Consider the following 11,470-nt stretch of genomic DNA (forward strand, 5'->3'; position numbering starts at 1 on the left):
CCGGGGAATCTCGAGAATCCGGGTTCGATGCGTCGCATCGCCCCGGAATGACGATGTGGAGAGAGGAGCGCTCCCTACTCCGCCGCCTCGGTCGCCTTCAGCGTCGGATAATCCGTGTAGCCCTTGGCGCCGCCGCCGTAGAAGGTCGCCTTGTCCCACTCGTTGAGCGGCGCGCCGGTCTTGAGCCGCTCGACCAGGTCGGGGTTGGAGATGAATGGCTTGCCGAACGCGATCAGGTCGGCCGCGCCGGCCTCCAGCACTTTCTCCGCTAGCGCGAAATCGTAGCCGTTGTTGGCGACATAGGCCTGCTTGAAGCGCTTGCGCAGCGAGGCGTAGTCGAACGGCGCGATATCGCGTGGGCCGCCGGTTGCGCCCTCGACGACGTGGAGATAGGTCAGCTTCAGCGCACTGAGCTGTTCGACGATGTAGTCGAACAGCGCTTGCGGATTGGAGTCGGTGATGTCGTTGGCCGGCGTCACCGGCGAGATCCGGATGCCGGTGCGATCTGCGCCGGCCTCGATGGCGACCGCCTTGGACACGTCCAGCATCAGCTTGGCGCGGTTCTCGATTCCGCCGCCATAAGCGTCGGTGCGCTTGTTGGTTCCGTCGCGGGCGAACTGGTCGAGCAAATAGCCGTTGGCGCCGTGGATCTCGACGCCGTCGAAGCCGGCCGCCAGCGCATTCGCCGTGCCGCGCTTGAAGTCCTCGATGATCCCGGGAATTTCCGACAATTCGAGCGCGCGCGGCTCGGACACGTCGGCAAACGTGCCGTTCACGAAGGTCTTGGTCTTGGCCTTGATCGCGCTCGGCGCCACCGGTGCGCCGCCGTTCGGCTGCAGTGCGACATGCGAGATGCGGCCGACATGCCAGAGCTGGATGAAGATGCGGCCACCGCGCTCATGCACCCGATCGGTGACCCTGCGCCAGCCCTCGACCTGTTCCTTCGAATAGATGCCGGGCGTGTCCTGATAGCCCTGGCCCTGCTGCGAGACCTGGCTCGCCTCGGTGATCAGAAGGCCGGCGGAGGCGCGCTGGCCGTAATAGTCCACCGCGAGCGGGCTCGGCACCATGCCGGGCGGCACCGCGCGGTTGCGCGTCAGTGGCGCCATCACCAGGCGGTTCGGCAGCGTCAGCGCGCCGAGCTTGTAGGGCTCGAGAAGTTTGGTCGATTGGCTCATGTAAATGTTCCAGAGAATGACTGATGAAGGACAATTGTGCATTGCCGCGACGAGCGCAATGCCCGAGGCATTCGCGCTCCGCAGACTAGCCGCGCACAATTCCGCCCATGTGGCCGGCATCGAGGAACAAGGTGTGCGCGTTGACGTAGGAGGATTCATTCGAAATCAGGAACAGCGCAGTATAGGCGACCTCCCAGCCGGTGCCCTGGCGGCCGAAAGGCACTGTCACGGCGCGGTCCGATCGCCTGCGGCTGGCGTCGCGCCCCATCGGCGTGTCCATGAAGCCGGGCGCGATCACATTGCAGCGAATGCCCTTGTCCTCGCCGGCCCGCGCGATCGCCCGCCCCAGCGCGATCTGCGCCGCCTTGGAGGATTCATAGGCCGGGTTGCGGCCGCCGGCGCGCTGGCTCGCCATTGAGGAGATCAGGATGATCGCGCCGCCCGGCGCCATCACCTCCAGCGCCTTCTGCGCGAACAGCATGTGGCTGCGCACATTGACGGCATAGTCGCGGTCCCAGGCTTCGGCCGTCATCTTGGGCAGCGACAGGCCGGAGGAGATGCCGACATTGAGCGCCAGCCCGTCGAGCCCGCCGAGCCGCTGCGCGCAGCGTTCGACCGCGGGCGCGATCGCCGCGACGTCGGCGACATCGACCACGTCGGTGAAGGCCTTGCCGCCTTCGCCTGTGATCTGCGCGACGGTGTCGTCGGCGGCGTCCTTGTTGACGTCGAGGCAGGCGACCGACGCGCCCTCGCGCGCGAACAGCACGCACATGGCGCGGCCGTTGCCGATCGGCGGGGCTTCATCCACGGTTGTGCGCTGTCCCGCGCCGACCACGATGACGCGCCGCCCGGCGAGGCGGCCGTGGTTCTTCGCCAGTCCGAGCGCTTCGGCATGCAGCGAAGCGGACGGATCGATGGCTTTCGGTGCGTGGGTTGTTGTCGACATGGCGTGCTCCCTGACGTCTTGTTGTTGTCAGGGAGCAGTAGCACGGGCGAGGGCGTGAAGCGAAAATCCCGTCGCGGGGAATATGGATCGCCGAAGCGCGTCAGCTGACGCCGAGGAAATCGCGCTTGCCGATCTCGACGCCGTTGTGGCGCAGGATGTCGTGCGCGGTCACGGCGTGGAAATAGAAGTTCGGGAACGAGAACGCGCTGAGGAATTGCTGGCCCTTCAGGGTCATCGTGCGATCGGGGCCGATCGGGAAGGTGACGTCCCTGACGTCGGCGCCGTCGAACTGCGCCGGCTTGAACGACTTCACATAGTCAATCGTCCTGGCGAGCCGCTGCTTCAGTTCACCGATGCTCTTCTCGGTATCTGGCGTCGACGGCACTTCGCTATGGGTCAGCCGCGCGCAGCCCCGTGCGGCGTGATCGCAGACAAGTTGCACCTGCTTGGTCAGCGGCAGCATGTCGGGATAGAGCCGCGATCCCAGCAGCACCTCGGGCGCGATCTTCTTCGCTTCGCAATGCGCCTCGGCCTTGGTCAGCTCGCCGGTGAGGCTGTTGAGGATCTGCAGGTAGGCGGGGACGACGGCGTCATGAAAGGACATGTGATGCTCCCTGTTCTGATGAAATCCGGATGTTACCGAACGGCGATGCTGCAAGTGGGGCGGCAAGGGGAAGAATACAACTGCGGGCGGCTGTAACACTTGGTCAAATATTTCCCGCGGGCGGCATTCTTGATCCCGTCATCCTGAGGAGCGCGAAGCGCGTCTTGAAGGATGCACGGCCCCAGTGTGGCCGATTCATCCTTCGAGGCTCGCTCCGCTCGCACCTCAGGATGACGGATCGCCAGAGTCTGCGTAGCCCGGATGGAGCGCAGCGCAATCCGGGGAGGCGCATCGGGGCTTGTCCCGGATTTCGCTGCGCTGCATCCGGGCTACGGAAAATGGGCGTTTGCTCTACCGCGTCCCCGGTGCCGCGGCATCGGCGGCCGGCTGGGTGCGGGGCCCGCCGCGCATCCGCGCCAGGAACTCCGCGGTCGGCCAGGAATCCGCCGGCAGGCCGTATTTCATCTGCATCGCCTTCACCGCGCTGCGGCTTGCCTGTCCGAGCACGCCGTCGATCTTGCCGACGTCGTAGCCGGCGCGCGCGAGCAGTCCCTGCAGCTCCTTGATCTCATTGAACGGCAATTGCGCGACCGGACCGTGCGGCCGCTGCATCGGCGGTGCGCCCGCGATGCGGCCGGCGAGATAGCCGGCGGTGGTCGAATAGATCAGCGAGTTGTTCCACTCGGTGTAGGCGGCGAAGTTCGCATAGGCGAGGAACGCCGGACCCATCCGGCCCATCGGCAGCAGCAGCGAGGCCGGCATCTCGTCATTCGGCAATGCCTTGCCGTCGGTCAAGCTGACGCCAAGCGATACCCATTTCGATCGCGGCAGCTTGATGGTGAGGTCGGCCTGGTCCCACGGGAAATTTGCCGCCTGCGGCACGCGCACCTCCTGCAGCCACGGCTCGCCGCGCCGCCATTTCAATCCGGTGGCGATGTAGTTCGCGGTCGAGCCGATCACGTCGGGGCCGCTTTGCAGGAGATTGCGATGGCCGTCGCCGTCATAGTCGACCGCGTAGTTGAAATAATGCGTCGGCAAGAATTGCGTCTGACCGAGCTCGCCGGCCCATGAGCCGATCATCTCGTCGGGCGTCAGGTCGCCGCGCTCGATGATCTTCAGCGCGGCGATGGTCTCGCCCTGGAACATCTCGGAGCGGCGGCAATCATAGGCCAGCGACACCAGCGATTTCAGCGTCGGCAAATTGCCCATCTGGACGCCGAAATCGCTCTCCAGTCCCCAGAACGCGGCGATAACCGCCGGCGGCACGCCATACTCCTTCTCGGCGCGCGCGAACGCGGCGGCATAGGTCCGGATGTATTGTTGGCCCTGCTGCATGCGATAGTTCGCGGCCATGCGGCCGGCGAACTGGGTGAAGATCTGCCCGAACACGCGCTGGCCGCGGTCGCGGTTGACGATACCCTGGTCGTAGATCAGGTAGGGCGCGGCCTCCGCGATCGTGCGCTGCGAGACGCCGGCGGCGACCGCCTTCTGCTTCAGCTCGGCGAGGAAGCGATCGAAGTTCTGCCCGTTGTGGCAGGACGCAGCCCGCGGCGAGGCGACGGCGGCAGGGCGCGGCCTGACCGGCGCAGGATTCAAGGGGCTGGGCAGCGGCTGCTGCGCCGAGGCGAGGGTAGAGAGCGCCAGCGCCCCCGCGATCGCTGCGATCATGATCCGGGCGCGGAGGGGAGAGGCTGGCATCGATGTCACCGGCTGGAAAAAAGGGGAATTGAAGCCCAATCTGCATACACCAGGGCGACACCGGGCAACAACGGGGGTAGCGCCGTTAGACCAATTGGGCTGAGGTAGGTTGAGAGGCCGCCGCTATGATCGGCCGGTGATTCGCGGGCGGGGTGTCGGCGGATCGATCACGCCCGGAGGGACCCATGTGGAGTTTTCTCGAGCGTCTTTTGGATTCGTCGACGTTTTCGCCGCACGGCATCTGCCTGTTGTGGGAACCGGAGCTGATCTGGCTCCACGTGATTTCAGACGCGATCATTGCCGCTTCGTATTTCTCGATCCCGTTCGCGCTGGCGATCCTCGTCTCCAAGCGGCGCGATTTCCAGTTCGGCTGGATGGCCTGGCCGTTCGCCACGTTCATCCTCGCCTGCGGCCTCACCCATGTGTTCTCGATCTACACGCTGTGGGTGCCGATCTACGGTCTCGAGGGCCTGCTCAAGGTGCTGACCGCTGTCGCCTCGATCTTCACCGCAGTGCTGCTCTGGCCGCTGATCCCGCGGATCCTCGCGATCCCGACCGAAGAGCAGTTGCGCGAGGCCCATGTCGCGCTCGCCGAGGAGGGACGGCAGCGCCAGCGATCGGAATTCCTGCTCGAGCGCTTTCGCGAGGCCGAGGCCAATGAGAGCAAGATCCGTCAGGCGCAGAAGATGGAAGCGGTCGGCCAGCTCACCGGCGGCATCGCGCACGACTTCAACAACATCCTCACCGTCATCACCGGCACGATCGACATCCTGGCCGAGGCGGTCACTCACAACCGCCAGCTCACGGAGATCACCGCGCTGATCCGCGACGCCGCCGAGCGCGGCGCATCGCTGACGCGGCATCTGCTCGCCTTCGCGCGCAAGCAGCCGCTGCAGCCGAGCGACGTCGACGTCAACGCGTTGATGGTCGACACCATCGAGCTGCTGCGGCCGACCATCGGCGACCATGTCGACATCGATTTTCGCTCCGCACCCGATCTGCCGCGCGCACTGGTCGATGGCAACCAGCTCGTCACCGCGATCATTAACCTTGCGCTCAACGCGCGCGACGCGATGCCGAAGGGCGGCCGGCTGATGATCGAGACCCGCACCGCCGAGCTCAAGCCATCGGACGTGAGCGGCCATGATGGGCTTGCCGCCGGTGACTATGTCGCGATCGCGCTGACCGACAATGGCCGGGGCATTGCGGAAGCCGATCTGGCCAAGGTGTTCGAACCGTTCTTCACCACCAAGGACGTCGGCAAGGGCACCGGGCTAGGCCTCAGCATGGTCTACGGCTTCGTCAAGCAATCCAACGGCCATGTCGTGCTCGACAGCGAGGTCGGTCGCGGCACCAGGGTGATGCTCTATCTGCCGCGCGCGGCGGTGGTCTCAGCGGCAGCGGTGCCCGAGCGGCGGCAGCTGGACGTGCGCGGCGCGCGGGAAATCGTGCTCGTCGTCGAGGACGACAGGCTGGTGCGCTCCTATGTGCTGACCCAGATCGAGAGCCTCGGCTACACCACGCTGTCGGCCAATAATGGGAACGAAGCCCTTGCCGTGCTCGACAGCGGCGCGCCGATCGATCTGTTATTCACCGACGTCATCATGCCGGGCGCGATGAACGGGCGCGACCTCGCCACCGAGGCGCGGAAGCGCCGCCCGGGCCTGCGCGTCCTCTTCACGTCGGGCTATACCGATGACGCCATCGACCAGGACGGCAAACTCGTGCAGGGCATCCTGTTCCTGGCAAAGCCCTACAGCCGCGCCGAGCTCGCCCGCATGTTGCGCGTCGCGCTGCGCGAGGAGGGGGCGGTGATTGCACAGGAGCCGGCGGCGTAGCGAGAGATCGTAGCCCGCATGAGCGAAGCGACATGCGGGACCGGTCTTACCCCGCATATCGCTTCGCTCATGCGGGCTACCGATCGCCGCGGCACATAACCGATTATTAACCCGCGCCGCGTCGCTGCGACGCACTGGTTCCCCTTGCGGCTTCAGCGGCAAAATCCCTACCTCAGCGGCGTCAGTTGTGGCAGCATTCCGCTCGCCGTGAGGGAACAACGATGAACTATTTCCGCACCGCGCTCCTGCTTGCCGGCCTCACCGCCCTGTTCATGGGGGTCGGCTATCTGATCGGCGGCGGCACCGGCGCCGTGATCGCGCTGATGGTCGCGGCTGCAACAAATCTGTTCACCTACTGGAATTCCGATCGCATGGTGCTGTCGATGTACGGCGCCCATCAGGTCGATGCGGGCTCGGCGCCCGAACTCTACAATCTCGTCGCCGAGCTGGCACAGCGCGCCGCTCTCCCGATGCCGCGCGTGTTTCTGATGGACGAAGCGCAGCCCAATGCGTTCGCGACCGGCCGCAATCCGGAGAACGCGGCGGTCGCCGTCACCACGGGCCTGATGCAGCAGCTCAGCCGCGAGGAGCTCGCCGGCGTGATCGCGCATGAGCTTGCGCATATCAAGCATCACGACACGCTGACCATGACGATCACAGCGACGATCGCCGGCGCGATCTCGATGCTGGCGCAGTTCGGCATGTTCTTCGGCGGCAACCGCAACAACAACGGCCCCGGCATCGTCGGATCGATCGCGATGATGATCCTGGCGCCGCTCGGCGCCATGCTGGTGCAGATGGCGATCAGCCGCACCCGCGAATACGCCGCCGACAATTATGGCGCACGCATCGTCGGCCAGCCGATGTGGCTTGCCTCCGCGCTCGCGAAGATCGAGAACGCCGCGCATCAGGTGCCGAACATGGAGGCCGAGCGCAATCCGGCCACCGCGCACATGTTCATCATCAACCCGCTGTCGGGCCACGGCGTCGACAATCTGTTCGCGACCCATCCCTCGACCGCGAACCGCATCGCCGCGCTGCAGCAGCTCGCCGCCGAGCTCGGCACCCAGACCGCGCCGCGCCCGGCCGGTGGAAGCTATCCGCCGCGCAGCCCGTGGGGCGGATCCGGCCAGCGTGGCCCGTGGGGGTAGGGTAAGACCAAGCCGTAGCCGCGAAGGCGGTGTGCTCCCTCGCCCCGTTCTTACGGGGAGAGGGTTGGGGTGAGGGGCTGGTCTCCGCAATACGGCGATAGCTGCACTCGCGGAAACTCCCCCTCACCCGGAACGCATCTAGCGATGCGTTCCGACCTCTCCCCGCACGCGGGGCGAGGTGAAGTGAAGGCAGCTGCTACGCGCTCGCGGCGTCCAGCCGTTCGACCTGATCCTTGCTCAGCTCAAGTTCGGTCGCCGCGACCAGCGTTGCGACCTGCTCGGGCCTGGTAGCGCTGGCAATCGGCGCGGTGACGGAGGGTTTTGCCATCAGCCAGGCGAGCGCGACCGCGGCCGGCTCGGCGCGGGTTTCCGCGGCGACCTCGTCGAGACCGGCCAGGATGCGCATGCCGCGCGGGTTCATGTATTTTGGGATGCTGCGTGCACCGCGGGGGCTCTTGGCGAAGTCGCTCTCCGAGCGATATTTGCCGGTCAAAAATCCTGCGGCGAGCGAGAAGAACGTGATCACGCCGACGTCGTTCGCCTCGCAGACGCGTTGCAGCGCGCCTTCGTAGCTCGAGCGCTCGGCGAGGCTGTATTCGGGCTGCATGCTCTCATAGCGCGGCAACCCGTTCGCCTTGGCAATGTCGAGCGCACTCTGGAGCCGCTCCGCCGAGAAGTTCGAGGCGCCGATGGCCCTGACCTTGCCGGCCTTGATCAGCTTGTTGTAGGCCGCGAGCGTCTCTTCCTGCGGTGTCGTCTCATCGTCCTTGTGGGACTGGTAGAGATCGATGAAATCGGTCTGTAGCCGCCGCAGCGAATCCTCGACGGCGCGCGCGATGTAGTCCGGCTTCAGCCCGACATTGCCGCCTCCCATGTCGATGCCGACCTTGGTGGCGAGGATGACGCGGTTGCGGTTGCCGCGCGCCTTCATCCATTTGCCGATGATGGTCTCGGATTCGCCGCCGCTGTGGCCCGGCACCCAGCGTGAATAGACATCCGCCGTATCCAGGAATGTCAGCCCCTGATCGAGCACGGTGTCGAGCAGGCGAAACGACGACGTCTCGTCCACGGTCCAGCCGAATACATTGCAGCCGAAGCACAGGGGAGGGACAGTGAGGCCGGAGCGGCCGAGCGCGCGATGCTTCATGAGTTTTCTTTCGCTTGTTCTTGATGGCGGGCGCCGGACACTGAGGCAGATCGCCCTTGTTTGCAAGGCGTTGTCCCGCCACCGCCTAGCGGGCGCCGACGCGTCACTCGGCGGGCTCGGATGGATCGCGTTCGTCGGTCGGGTCAGGCGCGCTGCCCTTCAGTGCCGCATCGACCAAGGAGAGATTTCGTCGCAGAGCAGAAACGCGATTTTATTTGCCGCGGGTCTGATGTAGATTGCGCGGCGAGCTGCCACCGGTTGCGCCGAAATCCGGAGAATGAGCGGCAGCGCGACTGGCCATCGGCAGGCCATTTCTTCTCATTTTTCAGTACGAAATGCTCTGCCCGGGCCGCGCGCCTGGGTGAATGTTTTTTTCATTCCAACCAAACGGAGCGATTGCCATGCATTTCTGCTTCTCTGGTGAATACACCCCGCGTTCCCTGAACAACATCATGGAAAACCCGACGACGAATCGATACGAGGCCGCGAAGAAGTTGATTGAGGCCGCCGGCGGGAAACTGATTTCGATGTACAGCACGGCGACCGATGGCCCCGGCGTGATGGTGATCTTCGACGTGCCGGATCCGAGCTTCGCGCCTGCGGTCAGCGGCGTGGTGGTTGCGGCCGGCGCCATGCAGAACGTGCGGCTGGTCCGGCTCTTTACCCAGGACGAGATCAAGGTGGTGCGTCAGCACGCGACCAAGCTCAAGGCCGCCTACACGCCGCCCGGTGGCTAGCAGGCCGAGCGATCCAAAACGGCGCAGATTGATCTGATGGCCGGTGTCACTCTCGCGCGGCGGCGCTTGCTGGCGTCCCGCGCGGAGGCGAGGGCCGTTGCGCGCCGCTGATCCGGGGCGTCAACGGATGGGCACTAGCTCAGGCGGATGTCTTGGCTACGTGCATGCCGGCCACCGCCCCGGCCGGTTGTGCCGTCGCATGACGTCCGCCGCCTCGCTCGGCCTCCGCTTCAGCAAGACGAGCGCAGTACGCGCTAAGGCGCGATGAGATCAGGGCGTGTACTCATGAATTCTTCGCGTCCGCTTTGATCTCGGAAGCTGACGTTGAGGCCGACATCGCAGTATGTCGGCCTTGGGCCAATAAGCAACATCCAAAGAAGTTCAGTTGACTACGTGCCGGCCTCAAAGTTCATGTTGAACGGCGTCTCGGTCGCGCGACCGAACTACTTAGAGCCCGCCCCTATAACGCATGCTCGCATGTCCAGCCCTTCTTAGCGGACGACTAGCAAATGCGACAGGAGATGCGAAGTATCGCCTTGGCCGACCAGCGCCGCTTGGGGATGGAAAAATCACACCCCCCGCTTCTTCAGACCGAGCCCCTCGAACTGCGTCTTCTGCTCGTCACTCAGGTTCCAACGGAAATCGTCGACCGCGTCGTTCACGCTGATGATCGCCTCTCTCATCGCTTCCAACCGCGCCTTTGCGGCCTTAAGGCGGGCCGGCGGGGTGAGCGCTTCCTTTGGCGGGCATGGGTTTAAGGCTTCCATGGTGCCCATCGTGGTATCCTGCACCACTTCGAGCGCGGCGCGTTGCGTATCGTTCAGTTTCAGGCTGGCGACGATGTCGTCGAGGGGCCATTGCTGGGCGACGAGCTGGCGGTATTGCTTTTCGGCCTGTTGCTCGTCTTGCGGTTCACGGCTCGCCTGGCAGGCGGCGTCCTGCATCTCCTTCAGCTTCGCGGCCGCAGCGTTAGCGCGGCGGTCGCGTTCGGGCGTGTTGAGCTGGGCCTTCTGTTCATCGCTTAGGAGATCGTAGAATTTTTGAAATGGCGGCATAACGGTCGCAACTGCGCTCAGCATCGCGTTGACGCGGCTCTGCATGGCCACGAATCGCTCCAGCGCGGTGGTTGCGGTCTGTGCTGTACAGGAAGCGCGGATGGTGTTGCCGGCGGAAATCCAGGCGCTCGCGAGCTCGTCGAAGGCTGCGCGCTGCGCCTCGTTCGCCGCGACCGCCAGGCCGATCCGCTCGAGGGGAAGGCCGGTCGTCTCGGCGGTGTCGCCGCTACAGAATTCCTGCACCGAGGGCGCTTTGCGATGCCGCCTCCCGGCGGGGCGCTCGGCCGCAAACGCTGAGAGATCGCTCGCAGCGTAAGGCGAGAAGATCGCGGCGTAGAGATCGCCGTAGCCATAGGCCCAGAAGCCGCTGCCATCATTGAGAAGCGCGTAGTCATAGAGATCGCTGTAGGCAAACGGCCAGAAGAGCGGACCGACCCAGCCGTATGAACCGTCGGAGTGCTGCCACCAGCCTTGCGCAGCTCGGCCGCCCTGCCAGCCGGCCAGCGCGGCGACGGCAGTGAGCTGCGCGCGCTCACTCGGGCCGATCGACTCGGCGGCGGGGCGAAGATCTTGCGGTCTTAGAGCAGCCATGCGGACGCGGCTGTGGCGCGCCGCCATGCGTGCGTGGCGGAGACCCGCGACCGACAGCACGCCGGCCATCGCGAAGCGCGCGACACTCACGGGGCCGCCAACGCGCAGGCGGAAACCCGCCTCGGCCGCGCTCGGCAGCGCTCCCAGAACGCCAATTGCAACGCCGGCCGCAGCCATTCCAAGGCGGGACTTTGACATGATTTCTCCCTCGGTCTCTCCCTTGGCGGTCCAGGCCACATCGCGTCACAAATATGACTCGCAGCGGAACCGAAAGTTCCTCCCGCCGTTTTCATTGGGTGAACCTGCGGTCAGGTGACGACGTCAACGGATTAGTCGCGTCGAGTACACGCGCTGGGTCGAATCGTCATCGCGCTTTAGTTTGGTGTGTGATTCGCGCAAACGCGTTGTCGCGAGGGAAAGCCGCTTCGCACTTTTCCGGATCATGCTTTAGGTGGTGTGGACACTTATCGCAGCCATAGGACGATGGCAGCGAGAGTGACGACGGCCCGGTAATTCCGGGCGGTC

9 protein-coding genes are annotated in these 11,470 nt (G+C 65.2%); 3 read left to right on the top strand and 6 right to left on the bottom strand.

The window, feature by feature from the left end; all coding sequences use genetic code 11:
• Positions 1–74: 74 nt before the first annotated feature.
• The 4 genes from Q2M23_RS02825 to Q2M23_RS02840 form a co-directional block, all read right to left on the bottom strand.
• Positions 75–1,178 carry an alkene reductase gene (locus Q2M23_RS02825; protein ID WP_316394106.1) on the bottom strand — a complete coding sequence of 368 codons (1,104 nt, stop codon included), beginning with the start codon at positions 1,176–1,178 and terminating at the stop codon, positions 75–77.
• A gap of 85 nt (positions 1,179–1,263) precedes the next feature.
• Complete coding sequence (locus Q2M23_RS02830; protein ID WP_316394107.1) at positions 1,264–2,124, bottom strand: SDR family oxidoreductase; 861 nt, start codon at positions 2,122–2,124, stop codon at positions 1,264–1,266.
• 100 nt (positions 2,125–2,224) lie between these two features.
• The gene (locus Q2M23_RS02835; protein WP_057016963.1) at positions 2,225–2,728 is read right to left on the bottom strand and encodes a DUF1993 family protein; all 504 of its coding nucleotides are present in this window, start codon (positions 2,726–2,728) and stop codon (positions 2,225–2,227) included.
• Positions 2,729–3,079: 351 nt separating this feature from the next.
• Entirely contained in the window at positions 3,080–4,426 is a 1,347-nt protein-coding gene (locus tag Q2M23_RS02840) for a lytic murein transglycosylase (RefSeq protein WP_316394109.1), read from the bottom strand.
• 185 nt (positions 4,427–4,611) lie between these two features.
• On the opposite strand from Q2M23_RS02840, the gene Q2M23_RS02845 reads away from it, so the two are divergent.
• The gene (locus Q2M23_RS02845; protein ID WP_316394111.1) at positions 4,612–6,264 is read left to right on the top strand and encodes an ATP-binding protein; all 1,653 of its coding nucleotides are present in this window, start codon (positions 4,612–4,614) and stop codon (positions 6,262–6,264) included.
• Between the two features lie 221 nt (positions 6,265–6,485).
• Positions 6,486–7,415: a zinc metalloprotease HtpX gene (htpX, locus tag Q2M23_RS02850; RefSeq protein WP_141340519.1), complete on the top strand. Its 930-nt coding sequence runs from the start codon at positions 6,486–6,488 to the stop codon at positions 7,413–7,415.
• A 196-nt stretch (positions 7,416–7,611) separates the two neighbouring features.
• Here the strand turns inward: htpX and Q2M23_RS02855 are convergent, their stop codons facing one another.
• Positions 7,612–8,562, bottom strand: coding sequence for an aldo/keto reductase (locus Q2M23_RS02855; RefSeq protein WP_316394113.1), 951 nt, complete (start codon positions 8,560–8,562; stop codon positions 7,612–7,614).
• Between the two features lie 401 nt (positions 8,563–8,963).
• Between Q2M23_RS02855 and Q2M23_RS02860 the strand changes: the two genes are divergently transcribed.
• Positions 8,964–9,299, top strand: coding sequence for a GYD domain-containing protein (locus Q2M23_RS02860; protein ID WP_057016969.1), 336 nt, complete (start codon positions 8,964–8,966; stop codon positions 9,297–9,299).
• A 569-nt stretch (positions 9,300–9,868) separates the two neighbouring features.
• On the opposite strand, the gene Q2M23_RS02865 is transcribed toward Q2M23_RS02860, so the two are convergent.
• Positions 9,869–11,122, bottom strand: a complete 1,254-nt coding sequence (locus tag Q2M23_RS02865) for a Spy/CpxP family protein refolding chaperone (protein ID WP_316394135.1) — start codon at positions 11,120–11,122, stop codon at positions 9,869–9,871.
• Between the last annotated feature and the right edge of the window lie 348 nt (positions 11,123–11,470).

The sequence above is a fragment of the Bradyrhizobium sp. 33ap4 genome, assembly GCF_032654765.1.
Classification (GTDB): Bacteria; Pseudomonadota; Alphaproteobacteria; order Rhizobiales; family Xanthobacteraceae; genus Bradyrhizobium; species Bradyrhizobium australafricanum.

Bases quoted from the DNA above. Each gene is read 5' to 3' on its own strand.
- Q2M23_RS02825 (WP_316394106.1), bottom strand. From the start codon at position 1,178: ATGAGCCAATCGACCAAACTTCTCGAGCCCTACAAGCTCGGCGCGCTG.
- Q2M23_RS02830 (WP_316394107.1), bottom strand. From the start codon at position 2,124: ATGTCGACAACAACCCACGCACCGAAAGCCATCGATCCGTCCGCTTCG.
- Q2M23_RS02835 (WP_057016963.1), bottom strand. From the start codon at position 2,728: ATGTCCTTTCATGACGCCGTCGTCCCCGCCTACCTGCAGATCCTCAAC.
- Q2M23_RS02840 (WP_316394109.1), bottom strand. From the start codon at position 4,426: ATGCCAGCCTCTCCCCTCCGCGCCCGGATCATGATCGCAGCGATCGCG.
- Q2M23_RS02845 (WP_316394111.1), top strand. From the start codon at position 4,612: ATGTGGAGTTTTCTCGAGCGTCTTTTGGATTCGTCGACGTTTTCGCCG.
- htpX (WP_141340519.1), top strand. From the start codon at position 6,486: ATGAACTATTTCCGCACCGCGCTCCTGCTTGCCGGCCTCACCGCCCTG.
- Q2M23_RS02855 (WP_316394113.1), bottom strand. From the start codon at position 8,562: ATGAAGCATCGCGCGCTCGGCCGCTCCGGCCTCACTGTCCCTCCCCTG.
- Q2M23_RS02860 (WP_057016969.1), top strand. From the start codon at position 8,964: ATGCATTTCTGCTTCTCTGGTGAATACACCCCGCGTTCCCTGAACAAC.
- Q2M23_RS02865 (WP_316394135.1), bottom strand. From the start codon at position 11,122: ATGGCTGCGGCCGGCGTTGCAATTGGCGTTCTGGGAGCGCTGCCGAGC.